The organism is Serratia sp. 2723 (assembly GCF_050434425.1).
Lineage (GTDB): Bacteria > Pseudomonadota > Gammaproteobacteria > Enterobacterales > Enterobacteriaceae > Chania.
In genome coordinates this window covers 68,025-93,003 of sequence record NZ_JBNDIN010000012.1, presented here as the reverse complement: position 1 = coordinate 93,003, position 24,979 = coordinate 68,025, and the positions used below count along the sequence as shown (strand labels likewise).

Below are 24,979 nucleotides of genomic sequence, written 5' to 3'. Positions count from 1 at the left end.
ATGAAAAAGACCCTAATCCTGTTGGCGATGGTGATCGCCCTGGTTATCCTGCCGTTCTTTATCGACCACGGCGGCGAGTATGGCGGCTCCGACGGCGAGGCCGAAGCCCTGATCCAGCAAACCGCCCCGGAGTATACGCCGTGGTTTACGCCGCTGTATGAACCCGCCAGCGGTGAGATCGAGAGCCTGCTGTTCACCCTGCAAGGCTCGTTGGGGACGGCGGTGATCTTCTATATTTTGGGCTACTATCGGGGTAAACGCCGTGAGCCTGCTGGGGATTGATCGGCTTAGCGAACAAAGCCGCTGGCGACAACGGGAGCCGATGGTAAAACTGCGGCTCTACGGCCTGTTTTTACTGTTGGCCATGGTGTTGCCGCCGCTCTATCAGGCGCTGTTGTTGCTGACCATAGCGGTATCGACCTGTTACCTGCTGCGCATTGGCCCGCTGCGTTATTTGCGCTGGCTGGCGATCCCGCTGTCGTTTCTGCTGATCGGCGTACTGACCATTATGGTTTCGCTAGCCCGCCAGCCGGATAGTCTGTGGTGGGGAGTGCAACTGGGAAACTGGTGGTTCGGCATCGACAGGCTCGGGTTACAGACCGCCAATCAGACACTATGGCGCAGCCTGGCGGCCTTGGCTGCCACCTTCTGGTTTATGTTGAACACGCCCTTTCCTCAACTGATCCAACTGCTGAAACGTTGCCATGTGCCACGGCTGCTGACCGAACAGATCCTGCTGACCTGGCGGTTTATCTTTATCTTTGCCGAAGAGGCGGCGGCGATCCATCGCGCCCAGTCGCTGCGTTTTGGTTATATCTCGCTGGCGAGCAGCTATCGCTCGACGGCACTGCTGGTGAGCATGTTGTTTACCCGCGTGATGATCCGCTATCAGCAAATGGTGATTGCGCTGGATACCAAACTCTACCAAGGGGAATTCCACCTGTAATGCTGACTACCCGACAATTGTGCTTCAGCTATCAAGACGAAGCGGTGCTACAGGATCTGACTCTGGATTTTAGCCAGCATGCCGTAACCGGTCTGCTGGGGGCCAACGGCTGCGGTAAATCGACGCTGTTGATGAATTTGACCGGTATACTGCGTCCGCAGCAGGGCGCGGTGTTATGGCAAGGGGAGCCACTGCGCTACGACAAAGGCAGCCTGCGGGCACTGCGCCAACGGGTCGCCACCGTGTTTCAGGATCCGGAGCAGCAAATATTTTATACCGATATCGACAGCGATATCGCGTTCAGCCTGCATAATCTTGGCCTGGATAAGGCATTGATCGCCCAGCGGGTCGATCGGGCGCTGACGCTGGTGGATGCGCAGGGCTTTCGGCATAAAGCTATCCAACACTTAAGCCACGGCCAGAAAAAACGGGTGGCGATTGCCGGTGCGTTGGTGATGGAGGCGGATTACCTATTGCTGGATGAGCCCACCGCCGGGCTGGATCCCTCTGGCAGACAACAGATGATCGCCATTATCGAACGCATCGTGGCCGAGGGAAAACGGGTGATAATCTCCAGCCATGATATCGATTTGATTTATTCTATCTGCGATCACCTGTATGTGCTCTCCCACGGGCGGCTAGTCAGCTCAGGGGAGCCAGCCAAGGTGTTTATGCAACAGGAACAGATAGCGGCTGCCGGGTTGGTGCAACCCTGGTTGGTAAAATTACACGGTGAACTTGGCTTGCCGCTGTGCAGGACGGAACAACAACTGTTTGCGCGGCTCAGCCAGCGTGACGCGGAGAATAAGTGATGAAACGGTGTGTGATGGTGCAGGGAACCGCATCCGATGTGGGTAAAAGCGTGCTGGTTGCCGGCCTATGCCGGATCTTCATGCAGGATGGTTATCGCTGTGCGCCGTTCAAATCGCAGAATATGGCGCTCAACTCCGGCATTACCGCCCGTGGTGAAGAGATGGGCCGAGCGCAGATCTTTCAGGCCGAGGCCGCCGGTATTGCACCCGATGTGCGGATGAACCCGGTGCTGTTGAAACCGACCAGCGACTGCAAGGCGCAGGTGGTGCTGATGGGCAAAGTGGCCTGCAATATGGACGCGGTCAGCTATCACGAGTACAAGCCCCAGTTACAGCAACAAATTAGCGAGGTGTATCACGGTCTGGCCAGCGGTTATGACATCATGGTGCTGGAAGGGGCCGGTAGCCCGGCGGAAATCAACCTGCGCGATCGCGACATCGTCAATATGGGCATGGCGGCGATCGCCGATGCGCCAGTGCTGCTGGTGGCGGATATCGATCGCGGCGGGGTGTTTGCCGCTATTTACGGCACACTGGCCCTGCTGGAACCAGCAGAAAAAGCCCGGGTGAAAGGGGTGATCATCAATAAATTCCGTGGCGATGTCAGCCTGCTTTATTCGGGGCTGGAGCAGATCGAAGCCCTGACCGGTGTGCCGGTGCTGGGTGTGATGCCCTGGTTGAATATCGATCTGGAAGACGAGGATGGTGTGGCGTTGCAAAATGGCAAATATGCTCCGACAGGCAGCAGCCATGAGCTGGATATTGCGGTGCTGCAACTGCCCTATATGTCCAACTTTACCGATTTTAATGCCTTGGCGGCCCAGCCGGACGTAGGGCTGCGCTATGTTTCGCACCCGGCGGCGCTGGCCGGTGCCGATCTGATTATCCTGCCGGGCAGCAAAAACACCCTGGGGGATCTGCAGTGGCTACAGCGGAGCGGGTTGGCGGCGGCGTTACAGGATCAGCACCGGGCTGGAGTGCAGATCGTGGGTATTTGCGGCGGCTACCAGATGCTCGGCAAGCACATTGTTGATGGTGTGGAATCCGGTGTGGAACAGATGGCGGGTTTGGGATTGCTGGATGTCACCACTCGCTTCGCAGCGCAAAAAGTCACTACGCAGGTGACAGCGCAATGTGAGCCTGGGTTGCCCGGCCTCTGGTCCGGTTGTGGCGAACAGGACGTCGTTGGCTACGAAATCCATATGGGTACTACCCAGCTTGGCTCAGAGGCTACGTCTTTCGCCCGCCTTTCCCTGCGTAATGGCCAGCCAGACAGCACCTTTGACGGGGCAGTGAACCCCGCCGGTAACGTGCTGGGCAGCTATATTCATGGCCTATTCGACAGCGCGCCTTTTTGCCGTGCGCTGCTAAACCAGTTGCGCCTGCGTAAAGGGCTGGCGGTTTACGACGGCCCGGCTTTCGATTATGCCGATTACAAGCAGCAACAGTTTGATATCTTGGCCGATAAGATGCGAGAACATATTGATATGGAAAAGATTTACCGCTTGATGACCGAGCACCAGCCAACGGTGGCCCAATGATCCTGATCACCGGCGGGGCTCGCAGCGGCAAAAGTTCGCTGGCCGAAAGGTTGGCGAGCGGTGTCAGTGACCGGGTGTTGTATATCGCCACCTCGGTGGTCAGCGATGAGGAAATGGCCGAACGGGTCAAGCTGCATCGCCAGGCCCGCCCTGCGCATTGGCGTACCTGGGAAGGGAGCCAGCAGCTGGCCAGTGTGATCGACCAACAGGCGGCGGCAGGAGATGCGGTCATCCTGGAGTGTATTACCACGCTGATCGCCAACCTGATGTTTGACCTGACCGGGGAGACGCCGGTGGAAAGCATCGACTTTGCCGCGGTTGAAACGGCAATCCAACGGCAGATCGATGATCTGTTGGCCGCCTGCGCCCGCAGCCCGGCGGCGATCTATCTGGTCACCAACGAGCTGGGAATGGGCATCGTGCCGGAAAACCGTTTGGCACGACACTTCCGTGATATAGCCGGGCGTATTAACCAGCGTTTGGCCGCCGCCGCCGAGTCGGTGCTGTTGGTGATTTCTGGTATTGAGGTCAAGATAAAATGAGTTTGCGACTGTTTTGGGCCACCCTGCAATTGATGACGCGTATCCCGCTGCCCACCGGTTGGACACAGGGATTATCGATGGATAATTATCAGCGTGGCATCGTCGGCTTCCCCTTGATTGGCCTGATCGTTGGTGCAATCGGTGGTGCCGTCTTTACCCTGTTGGCCCCCTGGTGTGGGGTGCCTCTGGCGGCATTGGGCTACGTGCTGGCGTTGGCTTTGGTAACCGGAGCCTTCCACCTCGACGGATTGGCCGATACCTGTGACGGTGTGTTCTCGGCCCGCACGCGGGAGAGAATGCTGGAGATCATGCGCGATAGCCGCCTTGGCACCAATGGTGGGCTGGCGCTGCTCTTTATCGTCGTGGCCAAGGTGTTGGTGATCAGCGAACTGGCACTGCGCGGAGTGCCGATGTTGGCCACGCTGGCGGCAGCAGGAGTGGTTTGCCGGAGCCTGGTGGTATTGATGATGTATCGCCAGCCCTATGCCCGTGAGGGTAACGGGCTGGGGAACCTTTATATTGGCAAGATCAGCGGCGGACAAACGCTGTTCACCCTGGCGCTGGGGGCCGCTTTGGTCGCCCTGTTGGGGCGTGGGCAAGGGTTGTTTGCGTTTGGCTGTGCGCTGATCGCCGTGCTGTTACTGCGGTCCTATCTGCGCCGCCGTCTGGGTGGGCAAACCGGTGACACCCTGGGCGCGGCGATAGAAATTGCCGAGCTGGTTTTCTTGCTGGCACTGCTGTGAGTGGGCGTTATGCGGCTATTTTTGGTACGACACGGGCAAACGGCGGCGAATCGACAGGGCGTATTTTGCGGCATGACCGACTTGCCGTTGACCGAGCAAGGTGAGCAGCAGGCACGGCAGGTCGCACAATGGTTGGCCGAGGTGCCTTTTACGCAGGTTATCAGCAGTGAGTTATTACGCGCCCGGCATACCGCCGAGATCGTGCTCGGGCAGCGGGAACTGGCGATCCAATCCGACGGCGGTTTTAACGAAATGAATTTTGGTGACTGGGAAATGCGCCATCACCAGGATTTGCAGCGGGAGGAGAGTGCTGCCTGGGCCGATTGGGTAGCGGATTGGCAACTAGCCTGCCCACCCGCGGGGGAGTCTTTTCCACTATTTTCACAGCGGATCAGCCAACAGGCCCAACGTCTGCTGGACGAACGGAGCGACGGCGATCGTCTGCTGGTGGCGCACCAAGGCTCTCTGAGCCTACTGTTGGCCGGGCTGCTAAAGCTGCCTGCCGCCGGGATGTGGCATTTCCCGTTTACCCAGGGAGCCTACAGCGTGCTGGAACTCAACCAGGGGTTTGTCACGCTAAAAGTATTTAACAGCCAGGCTCATTGGCAGCCTGCAAGCAGAGAATAAAGTTATGCAAACATTGTCATCGTTAATCGATCTGATTAAGCCGTTGGACGCGGCTGCCATGCAACAGGCAGCAACAAAGATTGATGGCCTGCTTAAGCCACCGGGCAGCCTTGGCCGCCTGGAACAGTTGGCGACCCAGTTGGCCGGGATGCGCGGTTTTAGCGGGATGGCCGCCAGCCGCAAGCAAATAATCGTCATGATGGCCGATCACGGAGTTTATGCCGAAGGGGTGGCAGTGTCACCGCGTGAAGTGACGGTGATCCAGGCGCTGAATATGGTGAAAGGGAATACCGGTGTCTGTGTATTGGCCGCCAATGCCGGTGCCGAGGTGAAGCTGGTGGATGTTGGCATCGATAGCGAACCCTTGCCGGGCCTGATCAACATGAAAGTCGCACGCGGCAGCGGCAACATTGCTCGCGGGGCGGCAATGACGCGTCAGCAGGCGGAGGAGTTACTGCTGGCCACGGCTCAACTGACGCTGGAACAGGCGACGCTTGGGGTGAAGCTGTTTGGCGTCGGGGAGTTGGGGATGGCCAATACTACGCCAGCCGCGGCGTTAGTCAGCGTCTTTACCGGCCGCGATCCGCAAGAAGTGGTTGGTATTGGTGCCAATTTCCCCAGCGATCGTTTGCACCACAAGGTGGAAGTGGTGCGTCGGGCGATTGAGAAAAACCAGCCGGATGCCCAAGACGCGCTAGACGTATTGGCCAAGCTGGGGGGATACGATCTGGTGGGAATGGCTGGTGTGATGCTGGGAGCCGCGGCCGCTGGCCTGCCGGTGATCCTCGATGGTTTTCTCTCTTATGCCTCTGCGCTGGCGGTCTGCGGCATTGCACCTCTGGCGCGTGATTATCTGCTGCCATCGCATTTCTCTGCGGAGAAGGGCGCGGCTGCGGCTCTTGAGCACTTGCAATTGGCTCCTTATCTGCATCTGGATATGCGGCTGGGTGAAGGCAGCGGTGCCGCCATCGCCATGCATATCGTAGATGCGGCCTGCGTGATGTTTAATCAGATGGGGTCGTTGGCGGACAGTAATATCGTAATTCCCGGTAGCGCGACCTGACCGGTTGATTAACTGAGCGAGCGCAGAATACTGCGCCCGCTGGTTTCGCGTTCTTGGAACTATGCGGTTTGCAGGCTGGTTGTCCGGCCAAACAGGCGTTTGAACAACCAGTAAATCACGCTGGCTGCCAGCAGTGAGTTAATGGTTGGCACGCCCCATTCCGTCACCAGGCCGATCACGCTACCGACGATGCTGGCGATAATCGCTGCCCAACCGATTAGCGGCGTTTCCTGCGGCAGTTGACCAAGCTGGCGGCTGGCGTCCAGAGCCTCTCGGTGGCTGCGCAGCAGGAAATAGTCCACCAGCATGACGCCGAGGATCGGTGGGAATACCACGCCCAGCACGGTCAGAAAATCTACAAACCGATCCAGAATACCCAGCACCGATAGCAGGGTGCCCAACAGACCGATAATCACCGTGGTTGCGGTGTATTTCAGCTTTTTGCCGGTAATCCCTTCAACCGCATTCACCACGCCCAAGGACGACGAATAGAGGTTCAGATCGTTAACACGCAGGGTGGAGAACACCACCACCAACAAACCGATACCGCCCGCACTCTGGGCCATGATCGTCACCACGTCTGCGGTGCCGAGCGTTTTGGCGATAAAAATCGCCAGGCCGTTAACCACGAATTCACCGGCAATAATGGTCAGCAGCGTAATGCCAAACACGTGGCGCTTGTTTTTGGAGTAACGGGTCAGGTCTGGGGTCATCAGGCTGGCAACAATGGCACCGCCGACCACGATGGTGATGCCCGCGCTGATGGTTAACGCTTCCCCCATCGGGGCCAGCAGAATGGCCTCATGCAGTTTCTGCCCAGAGAGGACGTGGTAGGAAATAAAGAACACCAGCAGGATAAACAGCGGCACCGCGATGCGTGCGGTGATGCGCAGCGCTTTAAAACCAAAAGCGACCAGCACCGTCAAAAACAGGCCCGATAGTGAGGCGGCCAGTGGGAAGCCCAGGCGATCGCCCAAGGCGAAGTTAAGCGATTTGGCAAAGATGGCGTTCTGAATGCCAAACCAGCCCAACAGGCTGACGGCCACCACCAGGCCGATAAGCACCGAACCTATGCGGCCAAAGCCACACCAGCGAGCCAGCAGGCTGCCGGAGATACCTTCTCTCATCCCGGCCAAACCCAGCCCGAACGTCACGACCCCGAAGATCAGGCTACCGATAAAGATGGCGATAAAGGCACTGGTCAGGGTCATTGAGTTGCCTAACACGGCACCCAACATAAACTGGTCCAAGGCCGTTAGCATACCCATATGCACGATGGCGACGCTGAGGAAGGAGACCCTTTTATCCTGCGGTACCCGGCTCAATGGGTAGTCTTCAATTTTAATCACGATAATCTCTCGTTAACTTAACGTTTAAATAAATTGGATGCCTTTTTCTATCAGGCGTACTGGAATGTAGCTGTCCAAGTTCACCAGTTTGCAATACTCTTCGAACTGTTGGAGCGTATGCACGTCGGCTTTTTGGTAGATGTTGTAGATTCTATTTTCTATGGTTTTATTGCTGACGTCATATAACCTGGCAATCTCTTTGTTGGTGTAGCGTTGCAGCATCAAAAATATGATATCCAGTTCCGACTGGGTAAAGGTCTGGATGCTGACTTCGGTGGTTAATATGCTGGGTTTTTGCTGGTTGATATATTTTAGCGGTGAAAAACTGTCCAGCGGACGGGCGTTCCACATGGTGCCAACCAGTTGTTCCTTGTCATTATAAATAGGCAATTTTTCGCTGATAAAGGGGACCAGGCTGTCGCTGCCGTACCAGAAGTGCGTCTCGATGACGGCTACGCGATCCCGCGTCCCTTCGGTTTTCCTATCGTGTTCTTGCAAGTCGGGGGCGAACTCTGCCCAATCGGCGGGAAATTCGCCATCAAGCTTGCCCGCAATATCGAAATTGAGAGGTGTGTTGGTATAAAGATAGGCTGCCTTATTCATATAAATATGGCGTGAGGATAAATCTTTAATGCCCCAAGGCTCATTTAAATGTTCCATCATGGTGATGAGACCTTTTAAATATAATTCATTGCTCTGCCAAAATGAATCCATTTGAACCTCTCAGTTTCAGCGCTATCCGATGTTCTTCGCTAAATAGATGCGGGTATGGCGATGTGCATAGCCTGCTAAATTGCCATAAGGCTGGTACCCCAGTTTTTCGTAAAACGCCTGTGCCTGAAAACTGAAGGTATCGACATAGGCCATATGGCAACCGCGCTTGACGGCTTCCTGTTCCGCCCGCAGCATCAGGTCACGGCCATAGCCATTTTTGCGATGCTCGTCACTCACCCACAGGTACTGGACTTCTAACCCACCCCACCAGGTTTTGGCGACCAGACCGGCCACAATCTGCCCGCGATCGTCGGTGACGGTCAGGAATAACGGATGAATATCTACCGTATCAAACTGATTGTTGTGCGCCCAGAGGCTGTCAATCACGAACTCTTCGTCCTGCGGATCTGGAGTGTCCGTTACGTTAATCTTCATGGTCAATTTTTCCTTTTCATGCTAATAATTCAAATGTTCATTAAGGTACCTGTATTGATTAGCCTTAGTTAACATTTATTGTCAATGATTACAAGGGTGTTTTTCACCTGTATTCCTGGTGGTAAAAAATGGGTATGTTGTTGGCAAGAGAAGGGAATAATCGACCTTTCTCAAGAGTATACCAAATAGAAAATATTGTGCTTCACCAGGGATACGCCCTTTAGGGCAGAGGGTAGTGACTAGAGCAAGCTAACTTGCCAACAGCATTATACCTCACTGAACATGTAGTAAGATTTACCATCACCTCGCAGTAATGCATTGCGCAAAGTAGCGGATTAAACCCCGCTACTTTGCCGCAAAATCCGTGCTGTTATCGTATAATTACCTGTTAAGCACCGCGTTTCGTTGTGCTCCTCGCTTCAAGTGGCACCACTGAGGTATTATGGCTGGCTGACCGATTTCGCGGTCAGTTCGCAACAGGTGAGAAAGTATTGATGGCATTATGAAAACACGTAAGCCTCGCCGCCCACATGGGAGGTGGATCTATTACATTCTGCACGAAGATATTCTGTGGCCATGCCCGGTCAAATGGGAGTGGGAAGAGAATTTCGAGGCTTGGTTGCCTTTTTACTACTCACCCACCCTGGAGTTTGTGGCAGGCGATCCGGCGAAAGCCGTCAAGGTGACGAAACTCCAAACGCCCGGTTTGCAGCCGAAACGCCTGGAGTACGCTTGATTCGGGTGTGCCCGAGGTTTATTCAACCATTCCCTGAATACCGATACTCGCCAGGCTATGCAATCCGGTCTGAAACCCCCCATCCCCAACAATGCACAACCGCTCTTCTGGCGGAACTTAATTGAGCAAATCGTGAACGGTACGGCGCACATAGTGGGTCATTTGTGCCAGGTCTTCGGGCGCAACCGGGCCACCGCCAGCCAGGACGACCTGTTGTTCGATCTGAGTGATCTCTTGCTCAACCCGGTTGGCGATTTGCACCTTGACGATCTTGTCTACCGATGACAGCAGTACCTTCAATACCACTTTCAGCGCAATGTTTTCGCAGAATGAATCGTAGGAGTGGGCTGTTAGCGGCGCTTCTACCGCCGGCGGTGGCATGCGTGGGGCCATAGCCTTGAAACTGTCTACATTTTCAATAATAAGATCCATGTCTCTTATTAGTTCATCAAAATCTTTAGACACTGACTTATTTCCCTTTGCAGTACGCAAAAAATAGAACGCCTGGCTTTGGTTGGCTGACAGGCGGACACAGCTTGAATCGACCGGACGTTCAACGGGTGAGCGGTAGGTTGAGCGGCATTTTAACCCTGCTCGGGTTCCGCAAACAAGATAGGGATGGCTGATGGTTCGTCTTCTATCTATAAACCCTGGTGATGATTATTGGCTGCACATACAAAGTGTATTGCCGCACAGCAGGGGGGATGTGATAAAAAATGCGCAGGGTATTCAGATAAACGCTTAGAGCACAATCCGACAAGCGCCGCACAGGCTAAACTTGAGGGGCAGACATTCACGCAGGGAGGAGATATGGAACCCGAACGTGGCATTAAGCGAGTGATACTTTCTGATGGCGCTATCAAACATGTGGTGGTGGAAGACGCCATGGGCAATGAGCGCTCCCTGGCCGCCAAAGATTACATTTCTGAGGGGATACAGCCGCCGTTGGAAACGCTGCCGGAAGCCCCGGCCCAGGAAGAGTAAAAAGATCCAGAAGGTTTGGTTGCCAGCCCTCGACACCAGGCGGTGAGCTCTACGGCCAATCCGGCACGATGTTGCCGATTACTTGCCTTTTCCTCATACTGGCAGAAATTGTGCATGCTATTGTACCCAGTATGAAGGGCAAGTCAGTGTCAACGCTTAAGAAAAACTCTACTCCCACGCTGTTTTTGAAGATCAAACCCCAGGAAGCCGTGCTGGTCCTTATCACCATGCTCTGGGGGGGCACCTTTTTGGCCGTGCATCAGGCGATGCTGGTCAGTGGGCCATTCTTTTTTGTCGGACTACGCTTTGGTACCGCGACGTTGGCGCTGGTGCTGTTCTCTCTGCGTTCGCTGCGGGGGATGACCTGGTACGAAATCAAGGCCGGGGTATTTATCGGCACCTCAATCATGCTCGGCTATGGCCTGCAAACCATGGGGCTGCAAACCATCACCAGCAGTCAGTCGGCGTTTATTACTGCCATGTACGTGCCGATTGTACCGTTATTGCAGTGGCTGGTCCTTGGCCGTATGCCGGGGATCATGTCCTGGATTGGCATTCTGCTGGCCTTCATCGGGCTGATGCTGTTGAGCGGGCCAAGCAGTTCCAGCCTGGCATTCAGCGGCGGTGAATTCCTGACGTTGGTCAGTGCGCTGGCGATCGCCATTGAGGTGATTTTGATTGGTGCTTTTGCGGGCAAGGTCAACGTGCGGCGGGTGACCATTGTGCAGCTGGCTACTGCGTCGTTGTTATCGTTTTTGATGATGGCTCCAACCGGGGAGTCGGTTCCTGCGTTTTCCAACTATCTGCTTTACAGCGCGATAGGGCTGGGGATAGCCAGTGCGCTGATCCAACTGACGATGAACTGGGCACAACGCAGCGTTTCACCTACCCGTGCCACGGTGATTTATGCCGGTGAACCGGTATGGGCTGGGATTGTCGGCCGTATCGCTGGCGAGCGTTTGCCTGGGTTGGCGCTGATTGGTGCAGGATTGATTGTGCTGGGGGTGATTGTCAGTGAGTTGCGAATTCGGCGTAAACCGAAGCCAGCAGAGTTGACGTAGGAGGCTATATACTGTGCCTGTAAAAACGCCGCGTGGAAACGCGGCGTTGTAATTACTGGCTCAGGCCGCCTTTTTACGGCGGGCAAACTGATAGCCGATCCCCAGAATGATAAACCACAGCGGCGTGACGACCAGCGCCTGGCGTGTGTCCTCGCGCAGTGTCAGCAGCACCAGCACGAATGCGAAGAACGCCATACATACCCAGCACATCAACTTACCGGCAGGCATCTTGTAGATCGATTTCTGGTGCAGTGCCGGGCGTTTTTTACGGTAGACCAGATATGAGCACAGAATGATGGTCCAGACGAACATGAACAGAATGGCTGACACGGTAGTGACCAGCGTGAATACGGTCATGACGTTCGGGATCAGATAGATCAGCACCACGCCGCCCAGCAGACAGATACAGGAGAAGGTCAGGCCGTTCGCCGGTACCGCACGTTTGGACAGGTTGGCAAAGGATTTAGGCGCATCGCCTTCCTGTGCCAGGCCGAACAGCATACGGCTGGTGGAGAACACGCCGCTGTTGGCGGAGGAGGCAGCAGAGGTCAATACCACGAAGTTGATCACGCTGGCTGCGGCTGGCAGACCAATCAGCACGAACAGCTCGACGAACGGGCTCTTATCGGCCACCACAGAGTTCCAAGGCGTTACCGACATGATCACGATCAGCGCGAAGACGTAGAACATGATGATGCGGATCGGGATGGAGTTGATGGCGCGTGGCAGTACTTTTTCCGGATCTTTGGTTTCGGCCGCGGTGGTTCCCACCAGCTCGATACCCACAAAGGCAAACACCGCAATCTGGAAGCCGGCAAAGAAGCCGCTAATGCCTTTCGGGAACATGCCGCCGTCATTCCACAAGTGGGAGAAGGAGGCCACGCTGCCGGTTGGGGATTCGAAGTGCATTGCCACCATGACCAGACCGGCGATGATCAGGCCCACAATCGCGACGATTTTGATCATCGCAAACCAGAACTCCATCTCACCGAACATTTTTACCGTTGCCAGGTTCAGACTGAGCAGCAGCAACACGCACAGTAAAGAGGCAATCCACTGGGAGAGGTCGGGGAACCAGAACTGCGCGTAGGCGGTAATGGCCACCACATCGGCAATGCCGGTTACCACCCAACAGAACCAGTAAGTCCAACCGGTGAAGAACCCTGCCCAGGGGCCGAGCAGATCGGCGGCAAAGTCGCTGAAAGATTTGTACTGCAGGTTGGAGAGCAACAGCTCGCCCATTGCGCGCATCACGAAGAACAGCATAAAGCCGATGATCATGTACACGAAGATAATGGAAGGCCCAGCCAGGCTGATGGTCTTACCGGAACCCATAAACAAACCTGTACCAATGGCACCGCCGATAGCGATCAACTGGATATGTCGGTTTGAGAGGTTTCGCCTTAGGTGATCTTCCGATCCGGGCGTGGCGTCCACTGCTATTTTAGAATGATCTACCATCGTATGCTGTCCTGTTTTTACCTGTCATGAGTGGAATGGCGAGCTCTGAAGTGGCTCTTTTTTATTTGTATTAGCCGGTTTTTCCGACAAAAGTTAAGGTAACTCAATATCACCACCTTTGTGCAACATATTTACAACATAATAGGGTGGGATAAAAGCCGATTATTCTTTACTCAGGGGAGGCAAATCGGACGTCTAGGGGGCGGAAGATTACTCTTTACCGCGGCAAATGAACAGTGTTGGTAGTGGTTATCTTATTGATTAAACAAGAGCTTATAAAATTCGCATGAAAAAAACTAATGTCAGGAGGCGATTGAACTCATCCTGATAGCTGCCTGTGCCTAGGGGGCAGCAATGGGGGTTTTTGCGCGGGGAGCAGTTGAGTTCTAATCAGTTTATTGCTGCAACTGGCGTGGCTTGGCAGAGGCTCACCGGGCTTGTGACGCACATTTGGTTGGTTTTGCGGCTCAAATCACAAAAGTATAAATCATTGGTTGAGTATAAGGTGGCCAAAAGGTCGGGTAGCCGTCGGGAACACCTGTTGATCACAAAAGCATCATAAATAGATACTCGCCCCCATGGGCCAGCGGTAAGCTGTGTTCATCACGGTAATCCAGAGAGGGGATTGAATATGTACAAGACCATTTTAGTACCGGTAGATCTTGCAGAAGACGTATTGACTGAACATGCGCTCGAACACGTGGTGTATCTGGCCAAGATGTCTGGGGCCAAGGTGCATTTCTTCCATGCCTTGCCGGATGCTTCGGCGTTTGTGACCGCCTATTCGTTTGGCATCAAAGAGTTTGAGAATCAGGCTGAAGTGAAGGCGGTGGAGGGGTTGAAGAAGCTCATGGCGGAGATCGACCTGCCATTGGAGCGTCTTTCTTATACCATTAGCTTCGGTTCGCCACGTGACGAAGTGTTGCAACTTGCCGAGGAAATCGCAGCCGATCTGATCGTGATCGGTTCCCGCCGCCCCAGTGTCAAAACCTACCTGCTCGGTTCGAATGCGGCCGCCATTGTCCGCCACGCCAAGATCTCGGTGATGGTAGTCAGATAACCAGTAGTTAGCGTACTCATCAAACCCGGCCCGCATCTTGCGGGCCAATTACCCTAAACAACGGTGCCTGCCAGCATGTATATGGAGATACCTGCGTGAAAGGGGAGTTAATTCCTAGATGATAGGACTATTTATTCGCGACGCGAACAATAATGGGGTAATAAAATTCCCACAATATTATTAATGTTTAAATGGGATTAATCCTATTGCTGTTTATTAAACTGATGAGCAATACGTTAGAATAAATGTTGGTTAAGGCAATGACGCAAATTTTCTGTTACGAAACTTGTCATTCAACCGTTAGAGGGCGTGGCCTTCATTGACGCCGCCAAGCCGTAATCAGACCCCAAACGGAGCCTGATTACGCATGGATTATTGGCGGTAGGCGTGCTTGATCTGCTGAATACTGTTCTTGAAGATTTCAGCCTGAGCCGGATCATCCACTTGAGCGACAAAGCGTTCCAGATTGATGATCACTTTACCGGCATCAGCCTGGCCAATTGCCTTTAATATCAACGTCAAAGTCGCTTTGAGGCAGGCAACTTCGGTGGCCAGCACTTGCGGGTCTGCAGACGTAGTGAAGTCAACGTTGCTCATTTTATCTCCTGAGTTTTAAGGCATAAGCCTGAAGTGAAATGTGAAATCTGGTTTGATGCACAACAGCCGGCTGCCGCTCACCCAGGCGGACTCCGTGCCTCATTTAGGGGGCGGAGTATATCACAGCATCGACGGTTCGTATCATGTGAAGCCGTCGCGGAGGGAGGAGGGAGGATGCCCGGGAGGGTAGGCTTGGCGGGCATTTTTTTCGGCTAGTGGTGTAAATTCTTTCCGTACTCATTTATAGTTAGCTCTGAGCTGTGTGCTCTCAGACAGCGTGAATTCATAAAGTAATACGGGCTTAATTCGAGGTGATGAATAACAATTTTATCTCCAAACTATTGACATTTGGGTCAGATATTTTCTTTTGAAATCTCACCTTTTTCGCCGCCAACAAAGGTTATGTATTCTGAATAAGGGTTTCCCTACAGCGGTTTGTACGTGATTAAAAATGGCGTTTTTTTTGTTATTTTTTTGTAATTCATATGGTTACGAGTGATAATTGGCATGGGCTTATTATCTGGTTTTGGGAAAACAGCGATTAATTTTGCCGCCAGATGGCGTAAAATGGCGTATCATAGTGGTAATGTATTGAGCCTAATAGGCTTGGTGGTTTTTTATCCGCCAACGAGTGGATTTATCGTAACAAAGGTGGCGCAGGGGTCGACAAACCTGGCCATAGTTAACCGAGAGTAAGTATTAATCTGTATTCATTCTTTGCTGAAAACCAAGTAATATCTGTTTAGATGACAGAGGCTGATTGATTGCGTTACTCCCTTATTTTGGAGAATTTTCCTTGATTAGCGTTCTTCTTGTTGATGACCACGAACTGGTGCGCGCAGGGATACGACGCATTCTTGAAGATATCAAAGGCATTAAAGTTGTTGGTGAAGCACAGTGCGGTGAAGATGCCGTAAAATGGTGCCGCAGCAACTCTGCCGATATCGTTTTGATGGATATGAATATGCCTGGTATTGGGGGGCTGGAAGCTACCCGTAAGATTGTGCGTTACACGCCCGATATTAAGGTCATCATGTTGACTATTCATACTGAGAACCCGTTGCCTGCCAAGGTGATGCAGGCGGGTGCGGCTGGCTATCTGAGCAAAGGCGCTGCACCGCAAGAGGTGATTAACGCGATTCGTTCGGTACATGCCGGCCAGCGTTACATCGCTTCGGACATCGCGCAGCAAATGGCATTAAGCCAGTTGGAGCCGCAGGCGGAAAACCCGTTCAGCACCCTGTCTGAGCGTGAATTACAAATTATGTTGATGATCACTAAAGGGAAGAAAGTGAATGAGATCTCAGAACAGTTGAATCTCAGCCCTAAAACAGTGAATAGTTATCGTTATCGTATGTTCACCAAGCTGAATATCAGCGGGGATGTTGAATTGACCCATCTGGCGATCAGACACGGGCTGTTCAACGCGGAGACATTGTTAAGCAGTGAATGATTGTTTTGATGCACCGGCATTTCTTAAAACCGTAACCAGTCAGCCAGGCGTCTATCGCATGTATGATCTGACGGGGACGGTGATCTATGTGGGTAAAGCCAAGGACCTGAAAAAACGTCTCGCGAGCTATTTTCGCACTCAGGTCAGTAGCCGCAAGACGGAAACGCTAGTCAAAAATATCGCACAAATTGACGTTACCGTTACCCATACGGAAACCGAGGCGTTACTGCTGGAACATAATTATATCAAGCTGTATCAACCCCGATATAATGTTCTGTTGCGCGACGATAAATCCTATCCGCTGATTTTTTTGAGTGCCGATAGCCATCCACGGCTAACGGTACACCGTGGTGCCAAGCATGCCAAAGGTGAATACTTTGGCCCGTTCCCCAACTCTTACGCCGTGCGTGAAACGCTGGCACTGCTGCAAAAACTGTTCCCCGTGCGTCAATGCGATAACAGCGTCTACCGTAATCGCTCCCGGCCTTGCCTGCAGTATCAGATTGGCCGCTGTCTGGGGCCATGCGTTGCCGGTTTGGTGAGTGAGGAAGATTACCGCCAGCAAGTAGATTATGTGCGCCTGTTTTTGTCCGGTAAGGATCAGCAGGTATTGCACCAGTTGATTGCGCGCATGGAAAACGCCAGCAAACAGCTCAATTTTGAAGAAGCTGCGCGCATTCGCGATCAGATCCAGGCGGTACGGCGGGTGACGGAAAAGCAGTTTGTCTCAGGAGACAGCGACGATCTGGACGTGATCGGCGTGGCTTTCGATGCGGGTATGGCCTGCGTACACGTGCTGTTTATTCGCCAGGGCAAGGTGTTAGGCAGCCGCAGCTACTTCCCGAAAGTCCCGGGTGGTACAGAACTGAGTGAAGTGGTGCAAACCTTCGTGGGCCAGTTCTATTTACAAGGCAGCCAGGCGCGCACCTTGCCAGCCGAGATCCTGCTGGACTTTACGTTACCGGAAAAAGATCTGCTGGCTAGCTCGTTAAGCGAACTGGCTGGCCGCAAGATCCAGATCCAGAGCAAGCCGCGTGGTGACCGTGCCCGCTACTTGAAGCTGGCGCGTACCAACGCCTCCACGGCGCTGGTCACCAAGCTTTCTCAGCAATCGACTATCCATCAGCGGCTGGCGGAACTGGCGAAAACGCTGAACCTGACCGAAATAAAGCGGATGGAGTGTTTCGATATCAGCCATACGATGGGGGAGCAGACCGTTGCTTCCTGCGTAGTGTTCGACAGCAACGGTCCATTGCGCTCGGAGTATCGGCGCTACAATATTACCGGTATCACGCCGGGCGATGACTATGCCGCCATGGCGCAGGTGCTGAAACGGCGCTATGGTAAGGCTCTGGAAGAGAGCAAGATCCCGGATGTCATCTTTATTGATGGTGGGAAAGGGCAACTGGGTATGGCGATTGACGTGTTCAATTCGCTGGATGTGACCTGGGACAAGCACAAACCGTTGCTGATCGGCATTGCCAAAGGCAGCGATCGCAAAGCCGGGCTGGAGACGTTGTTCTTCGTCCCTGAGGGGGAGGGGATTTCACTGCCTTCGGACTCACCGGCACTGCACGTGATCCAGCATATTCGTGATGACTCACACAACCATGCGATCACCGGCCATCGCCAGAAACGGGCGAAAGTCAAAAACACCAGCGCCTTGGAACTGATCGACGGCGTTGGGCCAAAACGGCGTCAGGTGCTGTTGAAGTATATGGGTGGACTTCAACCATTATTGAACGCCAGCGTTGAGGAAATTGCAAAAGTGCCGGGTATTTCACAAGCATTGGCAGAAAAGATCTACAATGCATTGAAACACTGAGGGCAATGTAGCAACATACTCTTAATTTCCACTCCAGCCAGATAGTTACCAGCATTATGCAATTGAATATACCGACTTGGCTTACCCTGTTCCGCGTAGTTCTGATCCCATTCTTCGTACTGGCGTTTTATCTGCCGTTCGTCTGGGCACCGATGCTCTGTGCGGTCATTTTTGTGTTTGCTGCTGTAACCGATTGGTTTGACGGCTTTTTAGCTCGTCGCTGGAAGCAGACAACCCGCTTTGGTGCGTTCCTCGACCCGGTTGCCGATAAGGTGATGGTGGCGGTGGCCCTGGTGCTGGTAGCGGAGCATTATCATACCTGGTGGATCACTCTACCTGCGGCAACCATGATCGCCCGCGAGATCATTATCTCGTCGTTGCGCGAATGGATGGCGGAAATCGGCAAGCGCAGCAGCGTGGCGGTTTCGTGGATTGGCAAGGTGAAAACCATGGCGCAGATGATGTCATTGGTTGGCCTGCTGTGGCGGCCAGAGCGTACGGTGGAGTATCTGTCGTTCGGCTTGCTGTACATTGCCGCCGTGCTGACCTTCTGGTCCATGTTCCAATATTTGAACGCGGCACGCCGCGATTTGCTGGAACCTTGATCGAAGCGATGTAAAAATCGGCAAACGAACCCGGTGAGACAACAATTTTATTGACTCATCACGCCAGATAAGTAGAATGCATCGCATCGGACGGCAGCGGTGAGTTGCCAAAAGATTTAAAAAAATCAGCAAGTTCTGATTAATGCGGGAATAGCTCAGTTGGTAGAGCACGACCTTGCCAAGGTCGGGGTCGCGAGTTCGAGTCTCGTTTCCCGCTCCAAATTTAGTAAAGCTGGTGATTACGAGCTTTAGCCTGCAAAGGCAAACAGAATTAAGGCGCGTTAACAAAGCGGTTATGTAGCGGATTGCAAATCCGTCTAGTCCGGTTCGACTCCGGAACGCGCCTCCAATTTTCCCGAGCCCGGGTGGTGAAATCGGTAGACACAAGGGATTTAAAATCCCTCGGCTTATGGCTGTGCGGGTTCAAGTCCCGCCCCGGGTACCAGGAAAATAAACGTAGAATAATCAAAGCAATATGTAGTAATGTCATACCGCCGAGAGGCGGTTTTTTTTGCCTGGAATCCGTTTGTCGGCTAAAGATAGCGCAACTATTACCCTTTATTTGGCGTTAATCACTCCTTTGCTGCCTGCATCATTATCCACCCAGACATCTTCCCCCTTGAGTCGACGGTCTCCTTGAATGGTATAAGTGATGGTGCCATTCCTGAACACCAGCGCGCCATCAGATTTCTTTGCTTTGACCTGCTTACCGTTGACCAAGACATGATCCTTGGCATCGATACGGATTGTCGCTATCGTGGCACCCGTCTGCGGGAATATGGCAACCCACTCACCGGTATAGGGGCCGGCACGGGTGTCGGCAGCGGAGGCGGCTCCAAAACCGGCCCTGGCATTCTCGGCCTTGGTTTTGTGAATGTCACAGCCTTGGGCCTCGGTCACTTGGGTGCAGCCAGATCGCTCAAGCTGCTGGGCAAATTTTGCGTTGATAGCGTGGGCCGGGGCGATGCTTACCAGGGTAAGTGCCAGCATAAAAGCGGCATTTTTTGACATTGTAGTTCCTCTAAAAGTGGGCCGAGCCTATCGCCACGGTAACGGACTGGGCATTTCGTGGCTGAGGGGATTATACATATCAATGGGCATGTCTAAATCTAGCACTCAACAGCCCTTAACGCGATTCGACAAGCAACGAGGCATTTTCTCATGCGGTGTCGAATTCAATCACGGAACGCTATGTTTTCTCTATCATCGATTTATAAATTGAATGGATTCAGCCCGATTTCGTTGCCAGCGGCAACTGCTATGCTACAAGAATCGGCTATTCAATCAGGAGATGACGATGGAATTTGAAATAGAGATTATTAATCCGGCGAAACATCCAGAGCTAGCGGCCCAGCAGGTGGTTATCGAGTTGATCCGCGCTGGGAAGATTGACAACGCCTTTAATGGCGCAAAAGCGTTAAATACTTACCAAAATCTGGTGGAAAAGTATAAGGCATTAGCTGCTGAGCCAGGTGGCGTTCAGGCAAAGGACAATGCTATAGAGCCTCCTGTCTCGGAGGTTAAGGTGGTTACAACGCCAAGTAAAACTGCAGCGGTTGCAGGCAAAGCAAAAAACAATGCTGCCAAGTCTCCCGCAGTGGTAAAAGCGAGAACCAAGGTATCGGCTCCGGTGGTTAAAGAGTCAATCGTTACTGCAGAAATCGTCGCCAAGCCAAAGAAAGCCAAACCAAACACGACTACTGCCAAGAAAAAATAACCCTTCTATGCGCGGAGGCTCCCGTTTCCGCGCAACTTTAGTGAAACGCTGAAAGGTAATAAGCGTGCATTCTTTGCGATCTGCAATCTCGGCCCCAAAAAGTCTGGTTTCGACAACAGCTTCCACACCTATTCTGAGGAGCCGCAATGAGCAGATGCTGCAAGGCGGTTACGCTATGGCTCTTACTGAATAGAACTTGAAATCATCCAAGGGTAGACAAAGGTGTCGCACAGTTTTTGAACTCAACCCAATATTTTTTTGAATCAGGGTGGAGAATTCAACAGTGTTCCGCAGTACTATTGCTTTGCAGTTTACCAATGATGGCACTGGCATCATTGGCTTGACGGGGATGTAGCCGATAGGTAAACAATATTACCGGTGCCAACATTTTTTAGCTTTTTTTGAAGGGATTTCTTAATGCTTGACCGCGATTTTGAACACCTCACAACACTGCTAGATCTCTTTTTTGAACGTGAGGATATTCGTCAGAAATTAAATATCATTGATCAGTACGATATCTCTGGCTGGGAAGTTTGGATGCAGATTGAGTTTGCTAATCTGCTAACGTCAACGAGCCATGAATGGTGGCGTGAACAGACTCTCTACTGCGATCTGCGTAAAAAACCAGAGCGCAGAACGGTCCGCCCTGATTTCCTGCTGCGTAAAAAAGGGTGGGCGCAAGAGAGTTATATCGCACTGGAAATGAAACAGAATATTGACTCAACCAGCTGCATTAAAAATATGATTGCAGACTTGGTAAAAACCGCCAAAATCAAAAGCTCACAACTCGAACTACGTAGCTTCTGGACCCTCGGGATCACGCGAAAGATTGAAAAAGATCGACTTGATTATCTTATTGATAAATATTTGGATGATAAATACTACTTGACGAAATCGCGTAAGAAGCATGTCTTGCTGAAAGAAATAGATAAAACGCCATTTTGTTATATTGTAATTTGATCATTTCTTTTGGAGAATTTCACCGACCGACTGGGTACTGCGAGATGCAGTACCCTTGCGCTACGTCAAAGAACGAGGCCGCTGACAAAAACGTAACCGGCTTGTCATGTAGGAGTGCTGCATGTTGCACCCATTGAGAGTAATAAAAAGGCCAGAGTCGTTACGCAAACGAGCTCTGGCCTACATCGACTAACGGTGGATTAATCCAGTTTTGGATGCTGGTCGATCAGCGTTTGCTTTTTCTGCTCCAAATCGGCGATTTGCTGGCTGATATCTTCCACTTTCTGCTCGATATTATCGTAAGTTTCCTGCAGCAGTTCTTTGGCTTCCGTGCGGTCAGAGGCGGCAGGTGCAGCACCGCGCAGCGGCTTGTTGGCCGTCTCTTTCATATACAGGCCGGTAACCAGACCAATCGCTGCCACCACCATCAGATAGTAGGCTGGCATATACAGGTTACCGGTGGATTCGACCAGCCAGGCGATCAGCGTCGGCGTGGCACCCGCAATCAGTACCGAGATATTGAATGCAATGGCCAATGCGCTATAGCGGATGTGGGTAGGGAACATAGCAGGCAGTATTGACGCCATCACCCCGATAAAGGCGTTGAGCAGCACGGCCAGGATCAGCAGGCCAACAAAAATCAGGCCAATCACGTTACTGTTAATCAGGATGAAGCTGGGGATGGCCAGCAGCAACAGGCCAATGCTGCCGCCGATGATAAATGGCTTACGGCCAATACGGTCGCTGGTCAGGCCCACCAACGGCTGAACGAACAGCATCCCGAGCATGATGGCAATGATAATCAGCACGCCGTGGTCTTCGGAATAGTGCAGGTTATGCGACAGGTAGCTTGGCATGTAGGTCAACAGCATGTAGTAGGTCACGTTGGTCGAGATCACGATACCTACGCATACCAGCAGGCTTCTCCAGTGTTTGGTGGCGATCTCTTTGAACGAGGTTTTCGGCGGGTTTTGGATCGCCTCACGGTCGTTCTGTTCCATTTTGTCCATATGCTGCTGGAACGCTGGCGTTTCTTCCAGGGCATGGCGCAAATACAGGCCAATCACCCCTAGCGGTGCTGCCAGGAAGAACGGAATACGCCAGCCCCAGTCGAGGAAGTTAGCCTCACCCACGATGCTGGAGATGAGTACGACCACACCCGCCCCTAATACGAAGCCGGCGATGGAACCAAAGTCGAGCCAGCTGCCCATAAATCCGCGCTTACGGTCTGGTGAATACTCGGCCACAAAGATGGCTGCGCCAGAATACTCCCCACCGACGGAGAAGCCCTGTGCCAGTTTGGCCAGCAACAGCAGGATAGGGGCCCAGATGCCAATCGAGGCGTGGGACGGGATCAGGCCGATACAGAAGGTACTGATCGCCATAATAATGATAGTGATGGATAACACTTTCTGGCGGCCGAATTTATCGCCCATGGCGCCAAAGAAGACGCCACCCAAAGGACGTACCAGGAAAGGAACCGAGAAGGTGGCCAGAGCGGCGATCATCTGCACGCCAGGCGAGGCGCCAGGGAAGAACACCTGGCCCAGTGCGTAGGCGACAAAGCCGTAAACACCGAAGTCAAACCATTCCATGGCGTTGCCTAATGCGGCGGCGGTAATGGCTTTCTTTAACTTGCTGTCATCAATAATAGTGATGTCATTAATCTGTAGTGGTTTATGCTTTTTTTTTCTTAGCTTCATAAATCATCCCATGCAAAATTGATCGTCGGCGAGTTCGTCGGCCCGCTCATTTTTATTGGTCAAGATATCAGTCAGGCTAATGTCACCTCTGTTTTGAAGATTGTCCTCGTGGTTTTTTCTGAGAGTCTTATCACAATAAATAGGGTTTTAAACAAAAAATGTCATCCTTAGGATTAGTTTTTCTTGTCATATAGCTTAGCGTTATCTGGGGTTTGAATCAAACCGAGTAAAAAATGCTATGTTTTTCAGTGGCTTTCGCAGCAGGATTGTCTGACGGATGGGGCGATTTTCATCAATAAAGGGTGTTGAAAAGTGTTCAGCATGTCTCCGAACACCTGTCTACGATGTCGCCGAAAAGTACAGGGATGATACAGCGTTAAGGCCCCCTCACAGATACAAGCGCAGGGGGCGCTGCTAGCAGGTCGTCCGGTTAAGGCTTGCCGTCATAGCCATCCCAGTAAGTGGCGATAGCATTTTCGAGCAGGATCTCGCGCTGTTTTTTCGGCGAGTCAGCGCTGTAGGAGCGATTGTAAACCATCGTTTTTTGCTCCGACTCAGAAAAAAGTCAGGATGGCGGATCTCATCCACCCGTTTCTGCGCCTGTTCGCGCGTCAAACGGGATCGAGCGGTAATGTTTCGATGGCATGTGATGCTCTTTGTTATAGCTATTTTAAGGCTCCAGAGGATGTCCCGTTATTCTATCCCAGTAGCAACATATTGAAACCCATCGTGATAGCGCAACCCTTGCTACACTTATTACAGGCAGCGTTGCCCGGTTAGTGGAGGTGGATATGTCTGATACCGAACTGCTTCAAGTGCTTTTGCAGCGTATAGAAGTATTGGAAGCCCGTGAACAGGCACTCACTGCTGCCTCCAATGCCTACCAGGCGATCATCACCACCCTATTGGGTAATATGGATAAAACAGCGCGCGACAAGGTGATCACGATGATCGATCAGGCACATGAAATCGCCTATGTGCGTGCCGCTCAGCGCTGTAACGAACCGCAGAAACGTAAAATCAAGCAGGCGGATGATGTGGCACAACGTATGTTTATGGTTGCGCAGGGGCAGGGAAGGGCATCACAATCACGCTGATCCGAGCTATAACAGTTTGCGGCGAATAATGCAGGAATTGATCTACCTCAATAAACTGTCATTGTGCTAGTTTGGGCTGAGATTGGTGATAGTCACGATGCGCTGAAGCATTAAGGTATGGCGATGGATACGATTAAGAACATCCTGGTTGCAGAGATAGAACAGATTAACCGGCGGGAAGGGCGTGACGGCAAACCGCGTTTCAACAGCGAGTTTGCACGTACCCACCGTTGGCTGTGTTTTGCCATGTTCGCTGGCTATTTTGCGGTGATCGCAGTGATGTACCCGGTGCCCTATATGGGGCTGTATTCGTTCCTGGGTTTTACTGCCTTTGTGCTGTTTATGTTTGCCATGCTGCTGATTGAAATCAAACCGGTTTACCGCTTTGAGGACATTGGCGTGTTGGATCTGCGAGTTTGTTACAATGGGGAATGGTACTTTACGCGCGCACTGTCGCCGCAGGCCATCCAGGCGCTGTTGAACGAACCTGCGGTGAGTTCGGTGTTGAAAACCCGTATGCAGGAAATCATCGCCAACAAGGGCGAGATTGATTTCTATGACGTATACGATCTGGCCTATGCCAAAAGGTTAGCCACCCCGTCTGCACAGCAGGCCGTACTGAGCTGAATAGGTTGCGCCGGTGTCGATGTTGGCTATAATAGTCATTGGTTATGAGACTATTCTTAGGAAATAGCGATGAGTGATGATATTTTTGATTTTGACATTGATGACGAATTAGCCAAAGCGGAAAAAAATGCGGCACAGAAGGCCAGGGAAATTCCTGAAATTCTTGAGGATGAAGAAGACTGCGAAGGCTGTAAAATCTAATCGAATTACCAAAAAAACCGCTGCGGCGGTTTTTTTATGCTCACCCGCCGATATTGCCTCAATCCAGCACAAAACCCCAGATCAACAGCCCGGCCACGGTGACGAGGCACAGGGCAGAAA

29 protein-coding genes and 3 tRNA genes are annotated in these 24,979 nt (G+C 52.5%); 23 read left to right on the top strand and 9 right to left on the bottom strand.

Going from position 1 to position 24,979, the window contains the following annotated elements; genetic code table 11:
• Genes ABIE29_RS17700 through cobT form a run of 8 tightly spaced genes read left to right on the top strand, consistent with a single transcriptional unit; the run spans position 1 to position 6,274 of the window.
• A complete protein-coding gene (locus ABIE29_RS17700) occupies positions 1–282 on the top strand; it encodes an energy-coupling factor ABC transporter substrate-binding protein (protein WP_429619963.1) in 282 nt (93 codons plus the stop codon).
• Positions 269–946, top strand: a complete 678-nt coding sequence (locus tag ABIE29_RS17695) for an energy-coupling factor ABC transporter transmembrane protein (protein WP_429620016.1) — start codon at positions 269–271, stop codon at positions 944–946. The genes ABIE29_RS17700 and ABIE29_RS17695 overlap by 14 nt, the downstream gene beginning before the upstream one ends.
• Positions 946–1,758: an ATP-binding cassette domain-containing protein gene (locus ABIE29_RS17690; RefSeq protein WP_429619962.1), complete on the top strand. Its 813-nt coding sequence runs from the start codon at positions 946–948 to the stop codon at positions 1,756–1,758. Before ABIE29_RS17695 ends, ABIE29_RS17690 begins: the two co-directional genes overlap by 1 nt.
• Positions 1,758–3,299, top strand: coding sequence for a cobyric acid synthase (locus tag ABIE29_RS17685; RefSeq protein ID WP_429620015.1), 1,542 nt, complete (start codon positions 1,758–1,760; stop codon positions 3,297–3,299). Before ABIE29_RS17690 ends, ABIE29_RS17685 begins: the two co-directional genes overlap by 1 nt.
• Entirely contained in the window at positions 3,296–3,841 is a 546-nt protein-coding gene (cobU, locus tag ABIE29_RS17680) for a bifunctional adenosylcobinamide kinase/adenosylcobinamide-phosphate guanylyltransferase (protein WP_429619961.1), read from the top strand. The genes ABIE29_RS17685 and cobU overlap by 4 nt, the downstream gene beginning before the upstream one ends.
• The gene (cobS, locus tag ABIE29_RS17675) at positions 3,838–4,584 is read left to right on the top strand and encodes an adenosylcobinamide-GDP ribazoletransferase (protein WP_429619960.1); all 747 of its coding nucleotides are present in this window, start codon (positions 3,838–3,840) and stop codon (positions 4,582–4,584) included. The genes cobU and cobS overlap by 4 nt, the downstream gene beginning before the upstream one ends.
• 9 nt (positions 4,585–4,593) lie before the next feature.
• Positions 4,594–5,211 (top strand): adenosylcobalamin/alpha-ribazole phosphatase, encoded by a 618-nt coding sequence (locus ABIE29_RS17670; protein WP_429619959.1) that lies wholly within the window; start codon positions 4,594–4,596, stop codon positions 5,209–5,211.
• Between the two features lie 4 nt (positions 5,212–5,215).
• Positions 5,216–6,274 (top strand): nicotinate-nucleotide--dimethylbenzimidazole phosphoribosyltransferase, encoded by a 1,059-nt coding sequence (cobT, locus tag ABIE29_RS17665; RefSeq protein WP_429619958.1) that lies wholly within the window; start codon positions 5,216–5,218, stop codon positions 6,272–6,274.
• A gap of 59 nt (positions 6,275–6,333) precedes the next feature.
• Here cobT and ABIE29_RS17660 read toward each other — a convergent pair whose 3' ends face one another.
• The 3 genes from ABIE29_RS17660 to ABIE29_RS17650 are packed head-to-tail and all read right to left on the bottom strand — an operon-like array spanning position 6,334 to position 8,772.
• Positions 6,334–7,623: a cytosine permease gene (locus ABIE29_RS17660; protein WP_429619957.1), complete on the bottom strand. Its 1,290-nt coding sequence runs from the start codon at positions 7,621–7,623 to the stop codon at positions 6,334–6,336.
• Between the two features lie 24 nt (positions 7,624–7,647).
• Positions 7,648–8,337 carry a helix-turn-helix transcriptional regulator gene (locus tag ABIE29_RS17655; protein WP_429619956.1) on the bottom strand — a complete coding sequence of 230 codons (690 nt, stop codon included), beginning with the start codon at positions 8,335–8,337 and terminating at the stop codon, positions 7,648–7,650.
• 21 nt (positions 8,338–8,358) lie between these two features.
• Positions 8,359–8,772, bottom strand: a complete 414-nt coding sequence (locus tag ABIE29_RS17650) for a GNAT family N-acetyltransferase (RefSeq protein ID WP_429619955.1) — start codon at positions 8,770–8,772, stop codon at positions 8,359–8,361.
• Between the two features lie 502 nt (positions 8,773–9,274).
• Between ABIE29_RS17650 and ABIE29_RS17645 the strand changes: the two genes are divergently transcribed.
• Complete coding sequence (locus tag ABIE29_RS17645) at positions 9,275–9,508, top strand: hypothetical protein (RefSeq protein WP_248945828.1); 234 nt, start codon at positions 9,275–9,277, stop codon at positions 9,506–9,508.
• A 117-nt stretch (positions 9,509–9,625) separates the two neighbouring features.
• Here ABIE29_RS17645 and ABIE29_RS17640 read toward each other — a convergent pair whose 3' ends face one another.
• Positions 9,626–9,940 carry a hypothetical protein gene (locus ABIE29_RS17640; protein WP_429619954.1) on the bottom strand — a complete coding sequence of 105 codons (315 nt, stop codon included), beginning with the start codon at positions 9,938–9,940 and terminating at the stop codon, positions 9,626–9,628.
• 378 nt (positions 9,941–10,318) lie between these two features.
• Between ABIE29_RS17640 and ABIE29_RS17635 the strand changes: the two genes are divergently transcribed.
• Both ABIE29_RS17635 and ABIE29_RS17630 read left to right on the top strand, forming a co-directional pair.
• Positions 10,319–10,492 carry a hypothetical protein gene (locus ABIE29_RS17635; RefSeq protein WP_429619953.1) on the top strand — a complete coding sequence of 58 codons (174 nt, stop codon included), beginning with the start codon at positions 10,319–10,321 and terminating at the stop codon, positions 10,490–10,492.
• A 131-nt stretch (positions 10,493–10,623) separates the two neighbouring features.
• A complete protein-coding gene (locus ABIE29_RS17630) occupies positions 10,624–11,553 on the top strand; it encodes a DMT family transporter (protein WP_429619952.1) in 930 nt (309 codons plus the stop codon).
• 60 nt (positions 11,554–11,613) lie between these two features.
• Here ABIE29_RS17630 and cycA read toward each other — a convergent pair whose 3' ends face one another.
• Positions 11,614–13,014 (bottom strand): D-serine/D-alanine/glycine transporter, encoded by a 1,401-nt coding sequence (gene cycA / locus ABIE29_RS17625; protein ID WP_429619951.1) that lies wholly within the window; start codon positions 13,012–13,014, stop codon positions 11,614–11,616.
• Positions 13,015–13,645: 631 nt separating this feature from the next.
• Between cycA and ABIE29_RS17620 the strand changes: the two genes are divergently transcribed.
• Complete coding sequence (locus ABIE29_RS17620) at positions 13,646–14,074, top strand: universal stress protein (protein WP_429619950.1); 429 nt, start codon at positions 13,646–13,648, stop codon at positions 14,072–14,074.
• 372 nt (positions 14,075–14,446) lie between these two features.
• Here the strand turns inward: ABIE29_RS17620 and ABIE29_RS17615 are convergent, their stop codons facing one another.
• Positions 14,447–14,671 (bottom strand): DUF2594 family protein, encoded by a 225-nt coding sequence (locus tag ABIE29_RS17615; protein WP_429619949.1) that lies wholly within the window; start codon positions 14,669–14,671, stop codon positions 14,447–14,449.
• Positions 14,672–15,467: 796 nt separating this feature from the next.
• Here ABIE29_RS17615 and uvrY point away from each other — a divergent pair.
• From uvrY to ABIE29_RS17585, 6 genes are all read left to right on the top strand, one after another.
• The gene (gene uvrY, locus ABIE29_RS17610) at positions 15,468–16,124 is read left to right on the top strand and encodes a UvrY/SirA/GacA family response regulator transcription factor (RefSeq protein ID WP_429620014.1); all 657 of its coding nucleotides are present in this window, start codon (positions 15,468–15,470) and stop codon (positions 16,122–16,124) included.
• On the top strand, positions 16,117–17,949 hold the full coding sequence (gene uvrC / locus ABIE29_RS17605; protein WP_429619948.1) for an excinuclease ABC subunit UvrC: 1,833 nt from the start codon (positions 16,117–16,119) through the stop codon (positions 17,947–17,949). Before uvrY ends, uvrC begins: the two co-directional genes overlap by 8 nt.
• A gap of 56 nt (positions 17,950–18,005) precedes the next feature.
• Positions 18,006–18,554, top strand: a complete 549-nt coding sequence (gene pgsA, locus ABIE29_RS17600; RefSeq protein ID WP_024528495.1) for a CDP-diacylglycerol--glycerol-3-phosphate 3-phosphatidyltransferase — start codon at positions 18,006–18,008, stop codon at positions 18,552–18,554.
• 144 nt (positions 18,555–18,698) lie between these two features.
• Positions 18,699–18,774, top strand: a tRNA-Gly gene (locus ABIE29_RS17595).
• Between the two features lie 55 nt (positions 18,775–18,829).
• A tRNA-Cys gene (locus ABIE29_RS17590) sits at positions 18,830–18,903 on the top strand.
• A gap of 10 nt (positions 18,904–18,913) precedes the next feature.
• Positions 18,914–18,999, top strand: a tRNA-Leu gene (locus ABIE29_RS17585).
• Positions 19,000–19,112: 113 nt separating this feature from the next.
• On the opposite strand, the gene ABIE29_RS17580 is transcribed toward ABIE29_RS17585, so the two are convergent.
• Positions 19,113–19,565 carry a hypothetical protein gene (locus ABIE29_RS17580; RefSeq protein WP_429619947.1) on the bottom strand — a complete coding sequence of 151 codons (453 nt, stop codon included), beginning with the start codon at positions 19,563–19,565 and terminating at the stop codon, positions 19,113–19,115.
• 286 nt (positions 19,566–19,851) lie between these two features.
• Between ABIE29_RS17580 and ABIE29_RS17575 the strand changes: the two genes are divergently transcribed.
• Together ABIE29_RS17575 and ABIE29_RS17570 are read left to right on the top strand one after the other, a co-directional pair.
• Positions 19,852–20,271, top strand: a complete 420-nt coding sequence (locus ABIE29_RS17575; protein WP_429619946.1) for a hypothetical protein — start codon at positions 19,852–19,854, stop codon at positions 20,269–20,271.
• 417 nt (positions 20,272–20,688) lie between these two features.
• Positions 20,689–21,231 (top strand): hypothetical protein, encoded by a 543-nt coding sequence (locus ABIE29_RS17570; RefSeq protein ID WP_429619945.1) that lies wholly within the window; start codon positions 20,689–20,691, stop codon positions 21,229–21,231.
• 200 nt (positions 21,232–21,431) lie between these two features.
• On the opposite strand, the gene proP is transcribed toward ABIE29_RS17570, so the two are convergent.
• Together proP and ABIE29_RS17560 are read right to left on the bottom strand one after the other, a co-directional pair.
• Entirely contained in the window at positions 21,432–22,934 is a 1,503-nt protein-coding gene (proP, locus tag ABIE29_RS17565; protein WP_429619944.1) for a glycine betaine/L-proline transporter ProP, read from the bottom strand.
• Between the two features lie 430 nt (positions 22,935–23,364).
• Positions 23,365–23,472, bottom strand: coding sequence for a hypothetical protein (locus tag ABIE29_RS17560; RefSeq protein WP_429619943.1), 108 nt, complete (start codon positions 23,470–23,472; stop codon positions 23,365–23,367).
• 253 nt (positions 23,473–23,725) lie between these two features.
• Between ABIE29_RS17560 and ABIE29_RS17555 the strand changes: the two genes are divergently transcribed.
• The 3 genes from ABIE29_RS17555 to ABIE29_RS17545 all read left to right on the top strand — a co-directional run bounded on the left by ABIE29_RS17555 (position 23,726) and on the right by ABIE29_RS17545 (position 24,859).
• Positions 23,726–24,031: a hypothetical protein gene (locus ABIE29_RS17555; RefSeq protein WP_429619942.1), complete on the top strand. Its 306-nt coding sequence runs from the start codon at positions 23,726–23,728 to the stop codon at positions 24,029–24,031.
• Between the two features lie 123 nt (positions 24,032–24,154).
• Positions 24,155–24,658 carry a YlaC family protein gene (locus ABIE29_RS17550; protein ID WP_429619941.1) on the top strand — a complete coding sequence of 168 codons (504 nt, stop codon included), beginning with the start codon at positions 24,155–24,157 and terminating at the stop codon, positions 24,656–24,658.
• A 69-nt stretch (positions 24,659–24,727) separates the two neighbouring features.
• Positions 24,728–24,859, top strand: coding sequence for a hypothetical protein (locus ABIE29_RS17545; protein ID WP_309206504.1), 132 nt, complete (start codon positions 24,728–24,730; stop codon positions 24,857–24,859).
• Positions 24,860–24,979: the final 120 nt, after the last annotated feature.